This is a genomic window from Novosphingobium sp. 1529 (assembly GCF_040544855.1).
In the GTDB taxonomy this organism is placed as follows: Bacteria; Pseudomonadota; Alphaproteobacteria; order Sphingomonadales; family Sphingomonadaceae; genus Novosphingobium; species Novosphingobium capsulatum.
Window position 1 is genome coordinate 763855 of record NZ_JBEPKW010000001.1, and the last position, 21016, is coordinate 784870.

Consider the following 21016-nt stretch of genomic DNA (forward strand, 5'->3'; position numbering starts at 1 on the left):
TCGCCGCCGCTCAGCCCCCGAACCGGGGCGTGGGGCAGCCGCGAAAGCCGCTGCCGACGATCTCGAACAGGGCGCCACCAGCCGGCTCGTCCACCCCATCGGCGGCAGAGGTGACGAACAGGCGATCGCGGCTTGGCCCGGCAAAGGCCAGGTTGGTGATCTGGCTGGCGGGCAGCGCAACACAATGGGTGCGGGTGCCGTCAGCCAGGAAGCGGCTGACGCTGCCTGCCCCCCATTGCGCGATCCACAGGCCCCCGTCGCTGTCGATCGTCATGCCGTCGGGCGAACCCCAGGCATCGGGAAAATCGAGGAACACCTCGCGCGGGCCCAGCGTGCCGTTGCCGTGGAAGGCAAAGCGATAGACGCGCCCGAGCGCGCTGTCCGTGTGATAGAGCCACTGCCCATCGGCCGACAGCACCGGCCCGTTGGCGATGCGATAGCCGCTGTCCACCCGCGTCCACGACAGATCGTGATCGAGCCGGTAGAAATTGCCGGTCGGGGTTTCCCCGTCCATGTTCATCGTGCCGGCCCAGATGCAGCCCTGCGGGCAGACCATGGCATCGTTCATGCGGTTGCGCGGCAGATCGGGCTCGGGCGCGCCGATCGGCACGCAGGAAAACGGGTCGAGCGTGATCGTGGCAAAGCCGCTGCGCAGCCCGGCGATGAAGCCGGGGCCGCCTTCGCGTTCCAGCACCCAGCCGATCATGTCGGGCACGTCCCATTCGGCCACGATGCCGCTGTCCAGGTCCAGCCGGTTGATGCGCTGGCCGATGATATCGACCCAGAACAGCGCCTGCTGCCGATCGGACCACATCAGTCCTTCACCCAGCAGGTCATGCCCGTGGATAGCACCCACACGGGCGACCGGCACGACCTGGATGGTGGCTTGATCGGTGCCTTGATCAGTGGCTGTCACGCGGCACTCCATAGACCTGGGCGACCTTCTGGAAGCGCACGGCATCCTCGATCACCGCGCCGCCGGCAAACTGCCCGGTGATCTTGCGGCTGATCGCCTGCCATGGCGTCTGGTCTTCGGGAAAGCGGAACGGCTCGGCTGCAAGGGCCGCGCGGCGCGCGGCCAGTTCGGCATCGCTGACCAGCAGGTTGACGCTGCGGGTCTTGAGGTCGACGCGGATGCGATCGCCATCGCGCAACAGCGCCAGGCCGCCGCCCACCGCCGCCTCGGGGCTGGCATTGAGGATGGAAGGACTGCCGCTGGTGCCCGATTGGCGCCCGTCACCCAGGCATGGCAGCGCATCGATCCCGGCGCGGATCAGCGCGGCGGGCGGGCGCATGTTGACCACCTCTGCCCCGCCCGGATAGCCGATCGGCCCGGCACCACGGATCACCAGGATCGCGCGTTCATCGATGCCGAGCGCGGGATCATCGATCCGCGCGTGATAGTCTTCCGGCCCGTCGAACACGAAGACCTGGCCTTCGAATGCCTCGGGATCATCGGGGTTCGACAGATAGCGTGCGCGGAACTGGTCGCTGATCACGCTTTTCTTCATGACAGCAGCATCGAACAGGTTGCCGCCCAGCACGGTGAGACCCGCCGCCGGCTTGAGCGGGCGATCGAACGGGCGGATCACATCCTCGTCGGCAATCTTCACGTGGGCCACGTTGTCGGCCACGCTCTTGCCATTGGCAGTCAGCGCGGCGCCGTCGAGCAAGCCGGCGCGGGCCAGTTCACCCATTACCGCCGGCACGCCGCCGGCGCGGAAATAGTCTTCGCCCAGATATTCGCCCGAGGGTTGCAGGTTCACCAGCAGGGGAATGTCGGCGCCATGGTTTTCCCAGTCTTCCAGCGTCAGTTCCACGCCCACGTGGCGGGCAATGGCGTTGAGATGGATCGGCGCATTGGTCGATCCGCCGATCGCGGAATTGACGCGAATGGCGTTGAGAAAGGCACTGCGGGTGAGAATGTCCGACGGCTTGCGATCAGCGGCCACCATCTCCACGATCTGCTTGCCGGTGTAATAGGCGCATTCCTGGCGATCGCGGTGCGGCGCGGGGATCGCGGCCGAGCCGGGCAGGCTCATGCCCAGCGCCTCGGCCAGCGAATTCATCGTGGTGGCGGTGCCCATGGTGTTGCAATAGCCGGTGGAGGGCGCAGAACTTGCCACCAGTTCGATGAAGCCTTTGAAATCGATCTCCCCCTTGGACAGCATTTCGCGCGCTTTCCACACGATCGTGCCGCTGCCCGTCCGCTTGCCCTCGTGCCAGCCATTGAGCATTGGCCCGACCGAGAGCGCAATCGCGGGAATGTTGACCGTGGCCGCCGCCATCAAGGCCGCCGGCGTGGTCTTGTCGCAGCCGATCGTCAGCACCACGCCATCGAGCGGATAGCCGAACAGCACTTCTACCAGACCCAGATAGGCCAGGTTGCGATCGAGGCCGGCGGTGGGCCGCTTGCCGGTTTCCTGGATCGGGTGCAGCGGAAATTCAATGGGAATGCCGCCCGCCTCGCGAATGCCGTCGCGCACGCGGCTGGCGAGCACGAGGTGGTGGCGGTTGCACGGGGAAAGATCGCTGCCGGTCTGGGCAATGCCGATGATCGGCCGATCGGATTGCAGTTCCTCGATGGTCAGGCCGTAGTTGAGGTAGCGTTCCAGGTAGAGCGCGGTCATGTCGGCCGATTCGGGATTGTTGAACCACGCCCGCGAACGCAAGGCGCGAAAGCCGCGCTTCCCGGCGTCGCTGCCTGCGGCGTTGCCCTGTTCCGTCTGCTCATTGCCCACTTGAAGCCGCTCCTTTTCGTGCCTTCGGCCGGGGCAGGATGCAGGCTTTTGTTCTGCAATCCCCGCCCATTGACCTCTCTAACCATATATATATGATAAATGTAAAGAGCCACCCCATAAGCTTGCGAGGAACCTGGAATGTCATACCCTCCGATCCGCCTTGGCCTGGTGGGCCTGGGCAAGATCGCCTGCGACCAGCATCTCCCCGCGATTGCGGGCAATTCCCGGTTCGATCTGGTCGCGGTGGCCGATCCGGTTCATCGGCTTGACGGGGTGCGCGGTTATGCCGGGCTGGCGGAAATGCTGGCCGGCGAAGCGGGCAAGCTCGATGCCGTGGCGCTATGCACGCCGCCCGCTGTGCGCGTGCCGCTGGCGCGCGCGGCCATCGCCGCCGGGCTCGACGTGCTGCTGGAAAAGCCGCCAGCGGCCGCCCCGACCCAGGCGCAAGCGCTGGAGCAACTGGCCACGCGCGCCGGCGTCACGCTCTATGCCGCATGGCATTCGCGCGAGAGCGAAGTGGTCGAGGCCGCACGCGCCTGGCTCGCCACCCGCAGCATCAGTGCGGTGCACATCACCTGGCGCGAAGACGTGCGCAAATGGCACCCCGGGCAGGACTGGCTGCTGTCCAAGGGCGGCTTTGGCGTGTTCGATCCGGCGATCAACGCCTTTTCGATCCTGACCGAAATCCTGCCCTCGGGCATTTGCGTGGAAGGCGCGCGGATGGACGTACCGGCCAATCGCGGCGCGCCCACCGATGCGCAGGTGGACATGCGCTGCAGCACCGGCGCACCGATCATTGCCGATCTGTCGATCCTGCACCCTGGCCACCAGCAATGGGATATCGTGGTCAGCACGCCTGATGGCGAACTGGTGCTGCGCGATGGCGGGCATCGCCTGGAAATCGACGGCACGCTGCACCAGGAATCCGCCAACGATGAATATGCCCGGATCTATCGCCGCTTTGCCGATCTGATCACGCGGCGGGAAAGCGATGCCGATGCCCGGCCGCTCTCGCTGGTGGCCGATGCCCTGTTGCTCGGCACCGTGACCACCGGCCCTGATTTCGAGTTCTAAGCCATGACCATCTCACCTTCGACCGACCGCCGCACGGCCCTTGCCCTGGGCCTCGCCGGCCTTGCCACTAGCGCAACGCCAGCGCTGGCCACCACGGTCAGGACAGCGCTCACCACGCCGCCTGCTGGCACGGCTGCCTCGCCCCGGCGGCGCGTGCGCCTGGCCGATGGCTGGCGCTTTGCCCTGGGCCATGCGTCAGACATGGAGCGCGATTTCGATTTCGGCCGCTATCAGCGCACCTATGCCAAGCCGGGCTTCGATGTCTCGCCCGCCACCCAGGCCGATTTCGATGACAGCGCCTGGACCAGCGTGCGCGTGCCGCATGATTGGGCGGTGGAGCTGCCCTATGCCCCGCCCAAGGCGCCGGTGCCCAAGGACAAGGAAGACATGGCGGCCGGCCATGGCTTTCGCGCGATCGGCCGCGATTTCCCGCAGAACAGCGTGGGCTGGTATCGCTGCAAGCTGCCGGTTGGCGCAGGCGGCGGTCTAGTGGAGCGGGGCCGCGCCATATGGCTGGAATTCGACGGCGTGTTTCGTGACTGCAAGGTCTTCGTCAACGGCTACGAAGCGGGCGGCAGCGCCTCGGGCTATGCCCCGTTCCGCGTCGATATCGCCGATTTCCTCGATTACGATGGCGGCCCCAACCAGTTGACCCTGCGCGTCGATGCCAGCCTTGGCGAAGGCTGGTTCTATGAAGGCGCGGGCATCTATCGCCATGTCGACCTGGTCAGCGCCGCGCCGATCCACGTGCCGCAATGGGGCACTTGCGTGCGCAGCACGGTCGATGGCACCGGAGCGCAGGTTGCCATCGCCACCACGCTGGCCAATGCGGCCGAGGTGGCAGGGGCTGCACAACTGCGCCACCGCGTGCTGGGCCCCGATGGCCGCGAAGTGGCGGCGATCGCCGCGCAACCGGCTATTGCGCTGGCGCCAGGCGCGCAGACCACGCTGGACCAAGCGCTGGCCCTGCCCGCGCCGCAGCTGTGGTCGCCGGAAACGCCGCAGCTCTATACCCTGGAAACCAGCGTGCTGGTCGATGGCCAGGAGGTTGACCGCACCCAGACCCGCTTTGGCATTCGCACGCTGTCCTTCGATGGCACGCACGGCTTTGCGGTCAACGGCAAGCCGGTCAAGCTGCTGGGCGTGTGCAACCACCAGGATCACGCCGGCGTGGGCACGGCCATTCCCGACGCGCTGCATGCCTGGCGCGTGGCGCAGACGCAAAGCATGGGCGCCAACGCCTGGCGCAGCGCGCACAATCCGCCGGCACAGGCATTGCTCGATATCTGCGATGCGACCGGCATGATGATGGTCGCCGAAACCCGCCTCAACACCACCAATCCCGAGGCGATGGACGAACTCGATCGCATGATCCTGTCCTCGCGCAACCACCCGGCGATCATCCTGTGGTCGGTGGGCAACGAGGAAGGCCACCAGGGCACCGAGCGGGGCCGCCGCATTTCCGCGCAGCTGGTGGCGCGCTGCAAGCAGCTCGATCCCACGCGGCTGACCACCCAGGCGATGGACAAGGGCTGGGACGGCGGCGCGGCCGATGCCGTCGATGTGGTGGGTTTCAACTATCGCACCGACAAGATCCCGGCGTGGCGCCAGCGCCACCCCGGCAAGCCGGTGATCGGCACCGAGACCGCCAGCACCGTGGCCACGCGCGGCGCCTATGCCAACGATGCCGCCGCCCACGTGGTGCGTGCCTATGATACCGAGCATCCGTGGTGGGCCAGCACGGCCGAGGAATGGTGGCAGATCGTAGCGGCCGAACCCGGCATTGCCGGCGGCTTTATCTGGACCGGCTTCGACTATCGCGGCGAGCCCACGCCCTATGCCCAGTTCCCCAGCGTTTCGAGCTATTTCGGGGCGATGGACCTGTGCGGTTTCCCCAAGGACAACTATTACTACTACCGCGCCTGGTGGCGCCGGGACGCGCCGCTGGTGCACCTCTTGCCGCACTGGAACTGGGCCGGCCGCGAAGGACAGCCGATCGAGGTGTGGGTCCACGGCAACTGCGCCGAGGTGGAACTGCTGCTCAATGGCCGCTCGCTGGGCCGCAAGGCGATGCCGCAGAACGGCCACCTTGCCTGGAGCGTGCCCTATGCCCCCGGCCGGATCGAGGCGCGCGGCTATAATCAGGGCCGGCTTGCCGCCCGCGACAGCCGGGTGACGGCAGGCCGCCCCGCCGCGCTGCGCCTTTCAGCCGATCGCACCCGCCTGGCCGCCGATGGCGGGGACACCGCCGCCGTGCGGGTCGAGGTGATCGATGCGGCCGGAAACCTGGTGCCCACCGCCGATACCGCGCTCGACTTTTCCCTGAGCGGCGCGGCGCGGATCATCGGGCTGGGCAATGGCAACCCCACCTCGACCGAACCAGACAAGGGCGATGCGCGGCGCGCGTTCAATGGCCTGGCCCAGGCCCTGGTGCAAAGCGCCGGCGCCGCCGGCGGCGCGCGGTTGAGCGCCACGGCCGTTGGCCTTGCACCGGCGAGCCTCGACCTGTTCTTTCACGCCTGATGCGAAAGGCACCTCGTTCCATGACCTTCCTGCGCAACGCCCGCAGCGCCGCCGCCACTGCCCTTGCCCTTGCGCTGGCGAGTCCTGCGCTGGCCGCGCCCACCCCGCCGCTCTACCTCGGGGCAGACCTGTCGTTCACCAACGAGATGGAAGCCTGCGGCGCCCGCTTCCTTGAGCACGGCAAGCCGGCCGATCCCTTCGTGGTGCTCAAGCAGCATGGCGGCAATGTCATGCGGGTGCGGCTGTGGCACACTCCGACATGGACGCAGTACAGCACCTACGACGATGTGCTAAAAACGATCACGCGCGCCCATGCCGCCGGCCTCAACGTGCTGCTAGACTTCCACTATTCCGACGATTGGGCCGATGGCGACAAGCAGCCCGCCCCGGCCGCCTGGGCGAACCTGCCTACCGATGCCCAGGTCAAGGCGCTGCACGACTATACGCGCGAGGTGCTGGACAAGCTGGCGGCGGCCGGGCAGCTGCCGGAAATGGTCCAGGTGGGCAACGAGACCAACGCGGCCGTGCAAGGGGGCGTCAAGGACCAGCCGATCGACTGGACGCGCAACGCCCGCCTGCTCAATGCCGGGATCAGCGCCGTGCGCGAAAGCGCCAAGGCCCACGGCAAGCCGATCCAGGTGATGCTGCACATCGCCCAGCCCGAGAACATCATCCCCTGGTTCGACGCCGCCACCGCGGCTGGCGTGCTCGACTATGACATCATCGGCATCAGCTATTATTCCAAGTGGTCGACCTATAACCTTTCCGGCCTGGGCAAGGTGATCGATGCCGCGCACCGCCGCTATGGCGCGCAAGTGTGGGTGGTGGAAACCGCCTATGCCTTTTCCGACGACCATGCCGACGACACGACCAACCTGCTCGGCTCAGACAGCGCCATCCCGGGCTATCCGGTCAGTCCCAAGGGCCAGCTCAAGTACCTGCAAGACGTGACGCAGACCGTGGTGAACAATGGCGGCAACGGCGTTGTCTATTGGGCGCCGGACTGGGTTTCCACCCGCTGCAAGACGCGCTGGGGCACGGGATCGAGCTGGGAAAACGCCGCGATGTTCGACATCAAGCGCCACGAAGCGCTGCCCGCGTTCGACTGGCTGGGGAAAACGTACCGGCCGCAAGCCAAGCCGTGATCGTCACCCCGGACGTGATCCGGGGTCCCGCTTGTTTTGGGCAGTTGCGCCAGGTTTCGCACCACCCCCAACCCCCTCCTCTGAAGAGGAGGGGGCTTTTTTCAGCGTTTTACGGGAATGTGGTGGCGGCCCACCACCCCGCCAGCCCACAGCGCGGCCCAGATCAGCACGGGCTGCGCCAGCATGCGCGGGATGTGATACGCCAGGCCCAGGCCATGATCGGGCCGCGCCAGGTCCATCAGCATATGGTTCACATTGGCCGGCCACACGCACAGCGCATAGACCGCCAGGCCCCAGCCCGCGGCGCGGCGCAAGGCGGGGCTATGGCCCTGCACCAGCGCCACGCTGCCGGCCAGTTCGGCCAGCCCGGTCAGCGTGATCACCAGCGGCGCCAGTGGCACCCAGGCAGGCGTGATCTTGAGGAACGGCGCGGGCAGCGCCAGGTGCAGCACACCTGCAGCAAAATAGAGCAGGCCAAGCAGGATACGCACGATGCGACGGGTCATGCCCGCTTGTTGCATGGCACCGGCGCAGCGCCAAGAAAAAGGGCGCCGCATCGCTGCGGCGCCTTGGCAGGTTGAGGGCGGTTCGGGGAGAGGATCGAACCGCCCTGAAACGATCAATAGCGCACGGTCACATCAGCGAGATAGCTGCGGCCATACTTTTCATAGCGGGCGATCTGGTTGGGATCGTTGTTCCAGTAGAAGCGCGCCACCTGGTTGGTCAGGTTGTTGGCCTGGACCCGCACCGAGATGTTCTTGGTGATGCTGTAGCCGATGCTGGCACCCAGCGTGGTTTCGCTGTCCAGCCGCGTCAGCTGCGAGGCATCCCAGCCATAGATCACCGTGAACGGGCTATGATGCTTGAGCGCCAGGCGCGCATCGATGCCATGATCCGAATACCACAGGTCGAACTCGCCGGTGAAATCGGCCAGCCCCACCGCCGGGAACGGATTGGCCTTGGGCGCCAGTTCCTTGAGGTCAGACTTCACGAAGGCGGCGTTGGCATAGATACCGAACTTGTCGAGGCCGGGGATGAAGTAGAACGGCATCTGCAACGTGGTTTCCACGCCGGCGATATAGCCGCCCTTGCCGTTGGCCGGGCCGGTGATCAGGTAATCGGCGCCACCGATGTTCTGGGTGGTCTGGGTATAGCCGATGTTGGTATCGACATCCTTGTAATAGCCGGCCACGGCCAGCATGGCATCCTTGTGGAAGTACCATTCCGCCGAGATGTCACCCTGCGTCGCCATGAACGGGCGCAAGGTGGGATTGCCGGCGCTGCCGGTCAGCTGCGGCGGATAGACCGACAGGATGCGGTTGGCGCGCAGTTCATCGAGCGGCGGACGCGAGATGACGCGCGCGGCGGCAACGCGCAGCTTGAGCGTGTCGGTCAGTTCGAAGTTCAGGTTGATGCTGGGCAGCGCGCGGAAATAGTGGCTGTTGCCCTGGATCGGGAAAATCGTGGTGACATTGGCGCCACTGCCGTTGTTAGCGTTCGGATCCCACGACGTGCTCGAACCGGCTGCCGTGCTATGCGTAACCACATCGACAAAGCGCACGCCGACATTGCCCGAAAAGCCGTTGCCGCCAAGGTCGGCCATGACATAGCCTTCCATGTCGTCCTCGCGCACGCGCCAACCCTTGGTGGGATCATCGGCACCTGGGGTATAGACCACCGACTGCGCGGCGATCGTGTCGAAATTGCCATAGACCATGGTCGGCACACTGAAATTGCGCACATTGAACGCGGTCAGGTCAGCGGCGTTGAGGGTGACGTTGCCACCGCCGATCGTGCCCACGCTGCCGCTGCCATAGGCCAGGCTCTTGACCCGGTTGGAATAGCGCAGGCCCACGCCCACGCCTGCCAGCCAGCCGCTGTTGACGGCGCGGCGAATATCGATCTGCCCGGCGCCCAGGTCATCGTGCAGGCGCTGCGGCCCGTCATAGAGACCGGGGTAATAGCTCTGCACCGTCTGGGCAGACGTGTCGCCAACATTGGCACCGCTGACCGAGAGCGACGGCACCTGGCCTGCGCCGGTGGCAAAGGTCGTGCTCGACGGATAGAATTCCGTCGCAACCGAGCGATAGAGGTTGTTGCGCTTGGCGCTGGAATAGGAAACGTCGGTCTTCACCGACCACGTGCCATCATCGTACTTGGCGTTGAGGCCCGAGACGAACAGCGTCTTGTCTTCGGTGTATTTGCCGAACACGTTGGTGACCGAGGAATAGTTGTTGAGCGTGGCGCCCGTCACCGTGTTGCCAGCCAGCGTATAGTTGCCCGGCTGATAGATATCGCCCGGCTGCCCGAAATTGCCGCCCCAGTCGCCCCAGCCGTTGGACCGGCCGTACCACTGCTGCGCCTGGTTTTCGTTGATCTTGATGTTGGAATAGAGGCCGTCGAGCGTGATGTCCCAATAGGAACCCGGCTTCCACTGCAACGCGGCGGTGGTGCTCCAGCGGGTTTCGGTCAGGCCCTTGACTTCGGACTGGGCACCCCAGGGGGCGTTGATCTTGTTGCCGCTGGCATCGGTCGGCGGCGTGCCGGTGTCGGGCGTGTTATAGCCCCAGCCCTGGAAGCTTTCGAAGCCGTTCTTCTGCCGCTGGTAGGTGCCGCCCAGCACCAGGCCGAGATTGTCGGTCAGCTTGCCGACATATTGCGCGCTGCCACGCGCACCGAGGCCGGAATAGCCGGGGATGTCCTTGCCGCCATCGTTGTAGATCGCCCCACCGCGCACGGTCAGCGCCGGGCCGTGATAGTCCAGCGGCTTGATCGTCTGGATGTCGATCGTCGCGGCCACGCCACCGGCGATGAAGTTGGCGCTCTGGCCCTTGTACACGGCCACCGACGAGACGATTTCGGACGGGTAGATTTCCCAGCGCACGTTGCGGTCGGGCTCTGACGAGGCCACTTCGCGGCCGTTGATCAGGCCCAGCACCAGGCGCGGGCCAAGGCCGCGCACTGCGGCCTGGCTGGCATTGCCGCGATCGCGCGTGGCGGTCACGCCCGGCAGGCGGCCCAGCGAATCGGCGATGGTCACATCGGGTAGAACGCCGATGTCCTTGGAACTGATGGTTTCGGCCACCACGGCGGTGTTGCGCTTGGCATTGAGCGCATCGCGCAACGAGGCGCGCAGGCCGGTGACGACGATCGCCTGATCGGACGCGGCCTCAGCAGCGGCCTGCGGCGCGGCAACGCTGTCAGCCGATTGCGCAAATGCGGCGTTGGAACCCACGGCCAGCGCCAGCACGCTGGTTGCACACAGAACACGACGGAAATCGAGATGCATGAAAGCCCCTCCCGGAAAACAGTGAAGTCTTATTTATACGATAAATAGGATTCGTATGCGCAGGCTGTCAAGGCATGTTGCCGCTGGCCGGGCAATGACCGCAGAGTGTTGCCGGCTGGCAACAGCTTGGAATGCTCTGGAATCTTAGCGAAAGCCGCGATCCGCCGCGGTTCAGCCGCCGCGCAGCAGCTGCACGCCCCAATCGCGCTCGAACAGATAGAGCAGCACCCGCGCTGCTTCTCCGCGCGGGGAAGACAGCCCGCCATCGCGCTCCATCAGCAGGCGCGCATCGTCGTGCGCGATCGGCAGCAGGTTGGCGATCTGCTCGAAATCAGCGACGCGAAACGGCGTGTCGCCCGATTGCCGCGTGCCGAGCAGTTCACCGCCACCGCGCAGGCGCAAGTCTTCCTCGGCCAGCAGGAACCCATCCTGGGTTTCACGCATCAGCGCCAACCGCTCGCGGCCCACCTTGCTCACCATGTCGCCACGCAGCAGCAGGCAGGTGGATTTCTGGCTGCCGCGCCCCACACGCCCACGCAGCTGGTGCAGCTGTGCCAGGCCAAAGCGTTCAGCCTGTTCGATCACCATCAGCGTGGCATTGGGCACGTCGACGCCCACCTCGATCACGGTCGTTGCGACCAAGAGGCTCGCCTCTCCGCTGGCAAACCGCTCCATCGCCGCGTCCTTGGCCTCGGGCCGCATCTGGCCATGAACCATGACCACGCGCTCGCCAAAACGCTCGGCCAGCATGGCGTGGCGCGCCTCGGCGGCGGCGAGATCCTCGTTCTCTGCCTCGCGCACCATGGGGCACACCCAATAGGCCTGGTGCCCGGCGGCAATGTGGCGGCCGATCCCGTCGATCACATCGGCCAGGCGTTCCTGCGCCACCACGCGCGTGTCGATCGCCTGGCGGCCGGGCGGCATTTCATCCAGCCGCGACACTTCCATCTCGCCGTATTGCGCCAGGGTCAGCGTGCGCGGGATCGGGGTGGCGGTCATCGCCAGGCAGTGCGGCGTGCGCCGTGCCTTTTGCGTGAGCATCAGGCGCTGCCCCACGCCAAAGCGGTGCTGCTCGTCGATCACCACCAGCGCCAGGTTGCGATAGGCGACGCTGTCCTGAAAGATCGCGTGGGTGCCCACCAGAATGTCGATCCCGCCATCGAGCAGGTTCATCAGCAGCGCTTCGCGCGCGCGGCCCTTGTCGCGCCCGGTGAGCAGCGCGATGTTCACGCCCGTCCCGCGCGCCATCTTGGCCAGCGTATCGGCATGCTGGCGCGCCAGGATTTCGGTCGGCGCCAGCAAGGCCGCCTGCCCGCCGGCTTCCACCGCCACCAGCATGGCGTGCAGCGCCACGGCCGTCTTGCCCGAGCCGACATCGCCCTGCAGCAGGCGCAGCATCGGGCTGCCCTGGGCCATGTCGCTTTCGATTTCGGCAATGGCCCGGCTTTGCGCGCCGGTCAGCGTAAACGGCAGGTTGAGCTTGGCGCGCAAGTGGCCATCGCCGTGCAGCGGCTGGCCCGCCCGGCTGCGGTTGGCCGCGCGCACCAGCATCAGCGCCAGGGCATTGGCAAACAGCTCGTCATAGGCCAGCCGGTCCTTGGCGCGCTTGTCGGGCGCCTGGTGGGTGCGGGCCAGTGCTTCGTGCCAGGCCGGCCACTCCTCGCGCGCCAGCAAGCCCGGCTCGATCCATTCGGGCAGGCGCGGCGCCTGGCCCAGCGCCTGGTGCACCAGGCTGGCAATGCGCCCCTGCGTCAACCCTTCCGATAGAGGATAGACCGCTTCGGTCAGGTGGCCCTGCAAGCCGGCGCTGTCTTCGCTGACATGGTCGGGGTGAACGATCTGCCAGGTCTGGCCATATTGGTCGAGCCGCCCGGCCACCCAGCGCTTCTCGCCCACCGGCAGCGCCTTTTTCGCGGTATAGGCCGCGCGCCCGAAATAGGTGATCGACACATAGTTGCCCACGCTGTCTTCGGCGATCACCCGAAACGGCCCGCGCCCGGCTGGCTGGCGATGCTCGCGCACGGTCAGCGCCACGATGATCTGCTCGCCCAGTGCGGCCTCGTCGAGCGTGGCCACGGCGCGCCGCTGCACGAAACGATCGGGCAGATGGTAAAGGAAATCGCGCACCCGCGTCAGCCCCAGCTTGTCGAGCGGGCGGGCAAGGCCGGCACCCACGCCCTTCAGGCTGGTGGCCTCGGCAAACAGGGGATTGAGCAGATCAGGGCGCATGGCGGCTCCATAATCACCATCGGGCCGTTGCGCCATGGGGCAAGCTGGCTTACCCGCAGCCGTCATGACCGAAACGACCGCGACTCCCGACTCCCCGCAGCTGGACGACGCGCGCCTGCGCCGCATGAAATTCCGTGCCTGGCACCGCGGCACGCGCGAGGCCGATTACATGATCGGCTGCTTCTTCGACCGTTTCCACAGCCAGTGGGGCGAAGCCGAGGCCGTGTGGTTCGAAACCCTGATGGACGAGGAAGACGTCGATATCCTGGGCTGGGCGCTGGGCACGCTGTCGGTGCCGGAGGAATATGCCGGGCCGTTGATGGACCGCATGCGCCAGCTGGACTACGTGGAGATTCCGCGCTGAGGGGTTGCGTTTCCCGCCCTTCGACAAGCTCAGGGCGAACGGAACGTTATTGCAATGCTTCGTGTTTTGTCCGTTCGGGCTGAGCTTGTCCCCGCCCCGCATACCAACCTCCGTTCGCCCTGAGCTTGTCGAAGGGCGCGCACGCAACGCACGCTTTAAAGAACCGCCCATGCCAGACCTGACCCGCATTCTTTCCGCCCGCAGCCCGCTGACGCTTGCCAGCGTGGCGCGCGGTGCCCAGCCGCTGGTCATGGCCGACCTCGCCCGCGCCGCGGCAGCCGCGAAAGCGCAGGGCCGCTGCGTGTTCATCACGCCTGACGATGCCGCCCTACGCGCGGTGGTGGAAAGCGCCGCGTTCTTTGCCCCCGAACTCGATGTGATCGATTTCCCGGCCTGGGATTGCCTGCCGTTCGATCGCGCATCTCCCGCCCTGTCGATCAGCGCGCGGCGGCTGGCGGCGCTGCAAAAGCTGCAGCACAAGCGCGACAGCCGGCCGCAACTGCTGGTCACCACGATCAACGCGGTGCTCCAGCGCACGCTTTCCCCGTTCCGCATCCGCGAATCCACCCGCCTGCTCACGCCGGGCGTGGAAATCGGCCGCGAAAGCCTGATCGCCCTGCTGCAACGCCAGGGCTATTCGCGCACCGACACCGTGGTCGATGCCGGCGAATACGCCGTGCGCGGCTCGATCTTCGATATCTATCCCACCGGGCTCGATCACGGGCTGCGCCTCGACTTCTTCGGCGACGAGCTGGAAACGTTGCGCCTGTTCGACCCCAGCACGCAGCGTTCGGTGCAGCCGGTGGAAACCCATCTGCTGCTGCCCGCCAGCGAGGCGCTGCTCGATGAAACCTCGATCAAGCGGTTCCGCAGCCGCTATCGCGAAATCTTTGGCGCCAATGCCACCAGCGATGCGCTGTACCAGGCCGTCAGCGAAGGGCGGCGCCTGGCCGGCATGGAGCATTGGCTGCCGCTGTTCGAAGAGCGCATGGTCACGCTGTTCGATCACCTTGGCGAAGGCGATCTCGTCGTGCTCGATGCTGGCGCGGCCAAGGCCGCCGAAAGCCGGCTGGACGACATTGCCGATTACTATGCCGCCCGGACAGAGGCAGCGGCGCGTCAATCGGGCACCTATCGCCCGTTGAAGCCCGACGCGCTCTATCTGACGCGCGAGGAACTCGATCGCGCGCTGGCCGGCTGGCCAGTGCACCGCGCCACCATCTTTGCCGAGCCGGAAAGCGCCAGCGTCATCGACTTCGGCTTTGCCAGCGCGCGCGATTTCACCCCCGATCGCGCCCAGGGCGTCAATATCTATGAAGCGGCGGCCAAGCATCTCGCCGCACTGGGCACGCGCGGACGCAAGCCGATCGTCGCGGCCTATACCACCGGATCGCGCGCGCGGCTGGCCTCCCTGCTGGCCGAAGCGGGTAAGCAGGCCCCGGCCCTGGCCGACACCTGGCAGGAAGCGCTGGGCCTGGCTGCCAGCGGCCGCCCGGTGGCCGTGGTCCTGCCGCTGGAACAGGGCTTTGCCAACGATACCCTGGAACTGCTGACCGAGCAGGACATCCTGGGCGACCGCCTGGTGCGCCGCAAGAAGAAGCGCAAGGACGCCGATGCCTTCCTGGCCGAGCTTTCCGCGCTGATTCCGGGTGACCTTGTCGTCCACATGGACCATGGCATCGGCCGCTATGAAGGGCTGGAAGCGATCACCGTGGGCAAGAGCCCGCACGATTGCGTGCAGCTGACTTATGCCGGCGGTGACAAGCTCTATATCCCGGTCGAAAACCTCGACGTGCTCTCGCGCTATGGCGCCGAAAGCGAGAACGTCGCGCTCGACAAGCTGGGCGGCGAAGGCTGGCAACGGCGCAAGGCGCGCATGCGCGAGCGCATCCTGGAAATGGCCGGGCAGCTTATGGCAACGGCCGCGCTGCGCGCGCTGCGCCAGGCCGATGTCCTGGCGGTCGATCCCGCCAGCTATGGCCCATTCGTTGATCGCTTCCCATGGGAAGAGACCGAGGACCAGGACCGCGCCATCGACGACGTGCTGGGCGACATGGCCGAAGGCAAGCCGATGGACCGTCTGGTCTGCGGCGACGTGGGCTTTGGCAAGACCGAGGTGGCACTGCGTGCCGCGTTCGTGGCCGCCATGGCCGGGCACCAGGTGGCGGTAATCGCGCCAACGACCCTGCTGGCGCGCCAGCACTATGCCAATTTCGTCGAGCGCTTTTCCGGCTTTCCCATCCAGATCGGGCGCCTCTCGCGCCTGGTGCCGGCTAAGGAAGCCGCCGAAACCCGCGCCGGCCTCACCGCTGGCACGGTCGATATCGTCGTGGGCACCCACGCGCTTTTGTCCAAGTCGGTGGAATTCAAGCGCCTGGGCCTGGTCATCGTCGACGAGGAACAGCGCTTTGGCGTGACGCACAAGGAAAAGCTCAAGGAGCTCAAGACCGACGTCCACGTCCTCACGCTCACCGCCACGCCGATCCCGCGCACCCTGCAGATGGCGATGTCGGGCCTGCGCGAATTGTCCACTATCCAGACCCCGCCGGTCGATCGCCTGGCGGTGCGCACTTATGTGATGCCATGGGACGATGTGACCATGCGCGAGGCGTTGATGCGCGAACACCAGCGCGGCGGGCAGAGCTTCATCGTCGTGCCGCGCATTGCCGACATGGCCGAAGTGGAAGACTGGCTGCGCCTCAACGTGCCGGAAATCCGCTTTGTCACCGCGCACGGGCAGATGAGCCCGACCGAGGTGGAAGACCGCATGAGCGCCTTCTACGAAAAGAAGTACGAAGTGCTGCTCTCGACCACGATCATCGAAAGCGGCATCGACATCCCCAGCGCCAATACCATCGTGTTGCACCGCGCCGATCGCTTTGGCCTGGCGCAGCTCTATCAGCTGCGCGGCCGCGTCGGCCGGGGCAAGCTGCGCGCCTATGCCTATCTCACCTATCCCGAAGACCAGGCCCTGTCGGAAGTGGCGGAAAAGCGCCTGAAAGTGCTGGGCGATCTGGATTCATTGGGCGCCGGGTTCCAGCTGGCCAGCCACGATCTCGATCTGCGTGGCGCCGGCAACCTGCTAGGTGACGAACAATCCGGCCATATCAAGGAAGTGGGCTTCGAGCTTTACCAGTCGATGCTGGAAGATGCGATCCTGGCGGCCAAGGCTGGCGATATCGGCATGGCGCGCGAACGCGACGCGCTCAGCCCGCAGATCACGCTGGATGCGCCGATCATGATCCCGGAAGAATACGTGCCCGACCTGGCCGTGCGCATGGCGCTCTATCGCCGCATGAACGACGCCGAAGGCGCCGATGCGGTGGAAGCGCTGGCGGCCGAAATGATCGACCGTTTCGGCCCACTGCCGCAGCCCACGCAGAACCTGCTGCAGCTGATCGAGGTCAAGCGCCAGGCGATCGAGGCGCGCATTGCCAAGATCGACGTGGGGCCAAAGGGCGTGCTCGTCTCGTTCCACAACGACGATTTCCCCGATCCCATGGGGCTGATCGCCTATGTCGAGCGGCTCAAGGGCACGGCCAAGCTGCGCCCTGACAACAAGCTGGTGATCCAGCGCGCCTGGGGCGATGCGCAAGGGCGGTTGAACGGCCTGGTGCAACTGACCAAGGGGCTTTCCACCATCGCGCGGCGGGCGGCCAAGAAAGCCGCCTGACCGCGTTGATGACCGCGTCCGCTGCCAAGACCGCAGCGGCGGGCAAAAATGCAGATTTTCCAACCACCGAGCCGGCAAACCCGGCAGCAATCGTGTTCATGCGGCTTTTATGCCACACATAGTGTTACAAATCCCTGCATATCATGACCATGCGTTGACCATCCTGCCAGACAAAAACTATCGGCACGGGGCGATCACATCCCGGTGATGTTGTCAGCACCAAAAAATCACATTGCAGGACGATACCACAATGAAGAACATCTTTGCCCTTGGCGCCGCCACGGCTGCTTTTGCTTGCGCCGCTCCCGCGATGGCCCAGGAAGTTGCCAATCACAGCGGCTTCACCGTTGGCGTTGTTGGTGGTTACGATCACGTGACCCTGGCCGTTCAGGGCGACAAGGGCAGCAAGGACGGCTTCGTCTACGGCGTCGTCGCCGGCTATGACTATGCCATGGGCCAGGGCAGCGTGGGCGTTGAACTGGAAGCCGATGGTTCGACCGTCAAGGAAAGCGATGGCACCGTGGCGCTGAAGGCCGGCCGTGACCTCTATGCCGGCGTGCGCGCGGCCTATGCCGTCAACCCGCAGGTTTCGGTCTATGCCAAGGGCGGCTACACCAACGCCCGCCTGCACCTTGACTATGGCAACACCGGCTATGGCTTCAACAACGGCGGTTTCCGTCTGGGCGGCGGCGTGGAAGTGGCCGTGAGCCAGCCGATCGTGGCCCGCGTTGAATATCGCTATTCCGACTATGGCCACACCTACATCGAAGGCCAGAACACCGGCATTTCGGTGCGTCGTCATCAGGTCGTTGCCGCGCTCGTCACGCGCTTCTGATCGGTTGTGCCGGGGCGCTGTTACGGCGCCCCGGACGCCAGGCGCGCCATCGCCGCGCCATCCAGTGGCCCGGCCCGCAGGAAGCCCTGGAACAGATCCACACCCTCCTGCGCCAGCACGGCCAGCTGCGCATCGTTTTCCACTCCTTCGGCCACGACGCTGAGTGACAGCGCCCGAGCCATGGCCACCATCGCGGCCAGGATCGCGCGATCGCGGTCATCGTGCGCCACATCGCGCACCAACGAGCGATCGAGCTTGAGCGTATCGAGCGGCAGCGCCTTGAGCGTGCGGAAGTTGGAAAAGCCGGTGCCGAAATCATCGAGCGCCACCGCCACGCCGCGTGCCGCCAGCGTGCGCAGCGCCGCCGCACACGCATCGAAATCGGCAATCAGGGTCTGTTCGGTAATCTCGATCGTCAACCGATCGGGGGCAAAGCCGGCCGCATCGGCGCGCGCCAAAAGAGCCGGCGCGAAATCGGGCAAGGCAAAATCCTCGGCCGTCACGTTCAGCGACAGGCGCAGCGGCGCGGGCCAGGCATGGGCCCCGGCCAGCGCCGTACTGGCAATCGCATGCGATAGCGGCGCCATCTGGTCGGCCCGCTCGGCCACGGCAAACAGCGTTTCCGCGCCGATCCGCCCGAGGCCAGGATGCTCCCACCGCGCCAGCGCCTCGGCCCCGGCCAGCATGCCATCGCCCACGCGAAACTGCGGCTGATAGAGCACGGCGATCTCTTGCCGGTGCAGCGCGCCGATCAGGTCTGCCTCAAGCCGGGCGACACTGCGCCCGCGCGCGCGGTGGCGGCCATCGGCCCAGGCCAGGCGCCGCGCCCCGCCCACCATGAGTTGCGCCAGGGCCTGGTCCAGCCGATCGAGCAGCGCGCTGCCGCCCTCCAATGCCTGGCCGCGCAGCAACGCGATGCGCGGCAGCAGCCGCACAGCATCGCCGCCCAGCGCCAGCGGCCGGGCAATGCTGCGGCCCAACCCCTGGGCGAGAACCTGCCAGCGTTCGCGGCTGAGGCGGCTGGCCGAAGCGACAAGAAACTCTCCACCCGAAACCCGCGCCACCAGCGGCGGCTCATCGCCGCCCTCGCCCGGCGCCAGTTCCTCGGCGGCGAAATGGGCAATGCGCCGCGCCACTTCGGCCAGCACGCGATCGCCGCCGCCATGGCCGAAGGCCAGGTTCACCGCCTGGAACCGGTTGAGGCCGATCAGCATGGCCTGCACCGATCCCTGCGCGCCCGCCCGATCAAGCCAGTTGCGCGCCTGCGCGGCCGTGGCCAGCCCGGTTAAGCCGTCTTGCATCAAGCCGTCCTGCCCAGGGGGAGGGGCGATGGCAGGGAGAACAGGCGGCAAATCAGGGCTGGCAGGCATGGTCATCTTCCCCTCGCCCTAGCAGAGCCACGCGCCGGCTGTCTGCCCCCGGGCACACCTGGGACATTTTCGCGTTGCGCCATTATGGGGCGCCCCATATCACGCCCCCAGCTTTGCCGCGCCACTGCGGCGAAAGCGACATGCGCCGCGATTCCTGCGGCCGGGAATGGGTGACAATGGCTGCGATCGGTTCGGCAAACAGTGCCACATATGAAAAGCTCGCGCTGCTGGCGTCTCCCACCGATCGGGCGCAGGCAGAAGCAGCCGTGCTCAAGAAAAGCCGCGATTGGGTGCCGTTCGCCGAGGCAGAGGCGGTCGTCGTGCTGGGCGGCGATGGCTACATGCTGCAGGTGCTGCACTACATGCTCGATTTCGATCGCGTGCTGCCCGCCTATGGCCTGAACCTGGGCACCGTTGGCTTTCTGATGAACAAGCACAAGAGCAGCCGCACGCTGGAAGAGCGCATCGCCCGCGCCCGTCCCGTGGCGATCAGCCCACTGCGCATGGACGCGACCACCGCCAGCGGCGAAACGCAAAGCTGCTATGCCATCAACGAAGTGTCGCTGCTGCGCGAAACCCGCCAGACCGCCAAGCTGGAAGTGGTGGTCAACGGCAAGACCCGCATTCCCGAACTGTCGTGCGATGGCGTGCTGGTGGCAACGCCGGCCGGCTCCACCGCCTATAACCTGTCCGCCAATGGCCCGATCCTGCCGCTGGGCGCCAATATCCTGGCGCTCACCCCGATCAGCCCGTTCCGCCCCCGTCGCTGGCGCGGGGCCATCCTGCCCGATACCGCCGAAATCGTGTTTCGCGTGCTCGAATCGGTCAAGCGGCCGGTGCTTGTCGTGGCCGACCAGAAAGAGGTGCGCGATATCAGCGAAGTGCGCGTAAGCGCCTGGCGCGAGCATCAGCTCACCCTGCTGTTCGATCGCGGCCGCAGCCTGGACGAACGCATCTTTGCCGAACAGTTCATGAGTTGATCGCACAGCGCGCGCTGTGGAAAAATTTGCCCGGCGGCGGGTTGCCATGCACGAAATGAGTGCTATTAGCGCGCACCTGTCCTGGGCAACCGGGACTGCTCCCTGATAGCTCAGCGGTAGAGCTCTCGACTGTTAATCGAGCGGCCGTAGGTTCGAATCCTACTCAGGGAGCCATCTTCTTCTGCCATATGGCAGAACACCGCCTTGTCCCGGCCACGCCGGGCCTGTTCCCTGATAGCTCAGCGGTAGAGCTCTCGACTGTTAATCGAGCGGCCGTAGGTTCGAATCCTACTCAGGGAGCCACCCTTCCAGCACTGGATATTGCGGCCGGCCCAGGATCGCATCATGCTGCGGCGGTCATTTCCATTGCCGGACACTATCGCCGCCATGTTCCTTCGCCCCGCCGCCATCGCGTTTGCCGTGCTTGTCGCAACGCCCCTCGCCGCGCACGCCGCGCCGGCCCATCCAAGCAGCCCTGCGCAGCCGGCCTATGCGGTGTTCGCCGGCCTCGGCCCCGATGGCCGGCCGATCCGCTTTGAAGATCATGGCACGCGCTATCGGCTGCGCCTGCACGGCCATGTGCGCGAGGGCGATCTCAACACCGAACGCGGCTGGAAAAGCGATCCTGATGCGACGCTCTATGTGCTCGATTGGCAGGGCCCGGCTGCGCAGCAAACACGGCTGGTGCGCCGCACCGGCAAGCGCGACGTGCTGTTACTGGATAGCCACGACAACATCGCGCGCCCGGTCACCCGCCTGGCGCGCGTCACCCCGCGCGCAGGCCGCTGACCGG

Annotated in this window: 14 protein-coding genes and 2 tRNA genes; 10 read left to right on the forward strand and 6 right to left on the reverse strand. The window is 66.2% G+C overall.

Features of this window, described 5'->3' with window-relative positions:
* Positions 1-10: 10 nt before the first annotated feature.
* Complete coding sequence (locus ABIC78_RS03370) at positions 11-916, reverse strand: SMP-30/gluconolactonase/LRE family protein (RefSeq protein ID WP_354487844.1); 906 nt, start codon at positions 914-916, stop codon at positions 11-13.
* Positions 903-2630 (reverse strand): IlvD/Edd family dehydratase, encoded by a 1728-nt coding sequence (locus ABIC78_RS03375; RefSeq protein ID WP_502915635.1) that lies wholly within the window; start codon positions 2628-2630, stop codon positions 903-905. Before ABIC78_RS03375 ends, ABIC78_RS03370 begins: the two co-directional genes overlap by 14 nt.
* A gap of 249 nt (positions 2631-2879) precedes the next feature.
* On the opposite strand from ABIC78_RS03375, the gene ABIC78_RS03380 reads away from it, so the two are divergent.
* From ABIC78_RS03380 to ABIC78_RS03390, 3 genes are read left to right on the forward strand one after another with little or no spacing between them, the layout of a single operon-like run.
* Positions 2880-3815, forward strand: a complete 936-nt coding sequence (locus ABIC78_RS03380) for a Gfo/Idh/MocA family protein (RefSeq protein ID WP_354487846.1) — start codon at positions 2880-2882, stop codon at positions 3813-3815.
* Between the two features lie 3 nt (positions 3816-3818).
* Positions 3819-6338: a beta-galactosidase GalA gene (gene galA / locus ABIC78_RS03385; RefSeq protein ID WP_354487848.1), complete on the forward strand. Its 2520-nt coding sequence runs from the start codon at positions 3819-3821 to the stop codon at positions 6336-6338.
* Positions 6339-6358: 20 nt separating this feature from the next.
* A complete protein-coding gene (locus ABIC78_RS03390; protein WP_354487850.1) occupies positions 6359-7483 on the forward strand; it encodes a glycoside hydrolase family 53 protein in 1125 nt (374 codons plus the stop codon).
* A 101-nt stretch (positions 7484-7584) separates the two neighbouring features.
* Here ABIC78_RS03390 and ABIC78_RS03395 read toward each other — a convergent pair whose 3' ends face one another.
* The 3 genes from ABIC78_RS03395 to recG all read right to left on the reverse strand — a co-directional run bounded on the left by ABIC78_RS03395 (position 7585) and on the right by recG (position 13001).
* Entirely contained in the window at positions 7585-7989 is a 405-nt protein-coding gene (locus ABIC78_RS03395; protein WP_354487852.1) for a DoxX family protein, read from the reverse strand.
* Positions 7990-8102: 113 nt separating this feature from the next.
* Entirely contained in the window at positions 8103-10772 is a 2670-nt protein-coding gene (locus ABIC78_RS03400; protein ID WP_354487854.1) for a TonB-dependent receptor, read from the reverse strand.
* Positions 10773-10943: 171 nt separating this feature from the next.
* Complete coding sequence (gene recG, locus ABIC78_RS03405) at positions 10944-13001, reverse strand: ATP-dependent DNA helicase RecG (protein ID WP_354487856.1); 2058 nt, start codon at positions 12999-13001, stop codon at positions 10944-10946.
* Between the two features lie 64 nt (positions 13002-13065).
* Between recG and ABIC78_RS03410 the strand changes: the two genes are divergently transcribed.
* The 3 genes from ABIC78_RS03410 to ABIC78_RS03420 all read left to right on the forward strand — a co-directional run bounded on the left by ABIC78_RS03410 (position 13066) and on the right by ABIC78_RS03420 (position 17873).
* Positions 13066-13365, forward strand: a complete 300-nt coding sequence (locus ABIC78_RS03410; protein ID WP_062785435.1) for an FAD assembly factor SdhE — start codon at positions 13066-13068, stop codon at positions 13363-13365.
* 169 nt (positions 13366-13534) lie between these two features.
* The gene (gene mfd / locus ABIC78_RS03415) at positions 13535-17038 is read left to right on the forward strand and encodes a transcription-repair coupling factor (protein ID WP_354487858.1); all 3504 of its coding nucleotides are present in this window, start codon (positions 13535-13537) and stop codon (positions 17036-17038) included.
* 250 nt (positions 17039-17288) lie between these two features.
* On the forward strand, positions 17289-17873 hold the full coding sequence (locus ABIC78_RS03420) for an outer membrane protein (protein ID WP_354487860.1): 585 nt from the start codon (positions 17289-17291) through the stop codon (positions 17871-17873).
* 20 nt (positions 17874-17893) lie between these two features.
* Here the strand turns inward: ABIC78_RS03420 and ABIC78_RS03425 are convergent, their stop codons facing one another.
* Positions 17894-19174, reverse strand: a complete 1281-nt coding sequence (locus ABIC78_RS03425) for an EAL domain-containing protein (RefSeq protein WP_354487862.1) — start codon at positions 19172-19174, stop codon at positions 17894-17896.
* Between the two features lie 245 nt (positions 19175-19419).
* Here ABIC78_RS03425 and ABIC78_RS03430 point away from each other — a divergent pair, with 245 nt between their 5' ends.
* The 4 genes from ABIC78_RS03430 (at position 19420) to ABIC78_RS03445 (ending at position 21012) form a co-directional block, all read left to right on the forward strand.
* Positions 19420-20223 carry an NAD kinase gene (locus tag ABIC78_RS03430; RefSeq protein WP_043609077.1) on the forward strand — a complete coding sequence of 268 codons (804 nt, stop codon included), beginning with the start codon at positions 19420-19422 and terminating at the stop codon, positions 20221-20223.
* Between the two features lie 99 nt (positions 20224-20322).
* A tRNA-Asn gene (locus tag ABIC78_RS03435) sits at positions 20323-20397 on the forward strand.
* A gap of 54 nt (positions 20398-20451) precedes the next feature.
* Positions 20452-20526, forward strand: a tRNA-Asn gene (locus tag ABIC78_RS03440).
* Between the two features lie 84 nt (positions 20527-20610).
* Positions 20611-21012, forward strand: coding sequence for a hypothetical protein (locus ABIC78_RS03445; protein WP_354487864.1), 402 nt, complete (start codon positions 20611-20613; stop codon positions 21010-21012).
* Positions 21013-21016: the final 4 nt, after the last annotated feature.

What these genes read in the sequence shown, in the direction of transcription:
- ABIC78_RS03375 (WP_502915635.1), bottom strand. Translation starts at nt 2,630, where the DNA reads ATGACCGCGCTCTACCTGGAACGCTACCTCAACTACGGCCTGACCATC.
- ABIC78_RS03380 (WP_354487846.1), top strand. Translation starts at nt 2,880, where the DNA reads ATGTCATACCCTCCGATCCGCCTTGGCCTGGTGGGCCTGGGCAAGATC.
- galA (WP_354487848.1), top strand. Translation starts at nt 3,819, where the DNA reads ATGACCATCTCACCTTCGACCGACCGCCGCACGGCCCTTGCCCTGGGC.
- ABIC78_RS03390 (WP_354487850.1), top strand. Translation starts at nt 6,359, where the DNA reads ATGACCTTCCTGCGCAACGCCCGCAGCGCCGCCGCCACTGCCCTTGCC.
- ABIC78_RS03395 (WP_354487852.1), bottom strand. Translation starts at nt 7,989, where the DNA reads ATGACCCGTCGCATCGTGCGTATCCTGCTTGGCCTGCTCTATTTTGCT.
- ABIC78_RS03400 (WP_354487854.1), bottom strand. Translation starts at nt 10,772, where the DNA reads ATGCATCTCGATTTCCGTCGTGTTCTGTGTGCAACCAGCGTGCTGGCG.
- recG (WP_354487856.1), bottom strand. Translation starts at nt 13,001, where the DNA reads ATGCGCCCTGATCTGCTCAATCCCCTGTTTGCCGAGGCCACCAGCCTG.
- ABIC78_RS03410 (WP_062785435.1), top strand. Translation starts at nt 13,066, where the DNA reads ATGACCGAAACGACCGCGACTCCCGACTCCCCGCAGCTGGACGACGCG.
- mfd (WP_354487858.1), top strand. Translation starts at nt 13,535, where the DNA reads ATGCCAGACCTGACCCGCATTCTTTCCGCCCGCAGCCCGCTGACGCTT.
- ABIC78_RS03420 (WP_354487860.1), top strand. Translation starts at nt 17,289, where the DNA reads ATGAAGAACATCTTTGCCCTTGGCGCCGCCACGGCTGCTTTTGCTTGC.
- ABIC78_RS03425 (WP_354487862.1), bottom strand. Translation starts at nt 19,174, where the DNA reads ATGCAAGACGGCTTAACCGGGCTGGCCACGGCCGCGCAGGCGCGCAAC.
- ABIC78_RS03430 (WP_043609077.1), top strand. Translation starts at nt 19,420, where the DNA reads ATGGCTGCGATCGGTTCGGCAAACAGTGCCACATATGAAAAGCTCGCG.
- ABIC78_RS03445 (WP_354487864.1), top strand. Translation starts at nt 20,611, where the DNA reads ATGTTCCTTCGCCCCGCCGCCATCGCGTTTGCCGTGCTTGTCGCAACG.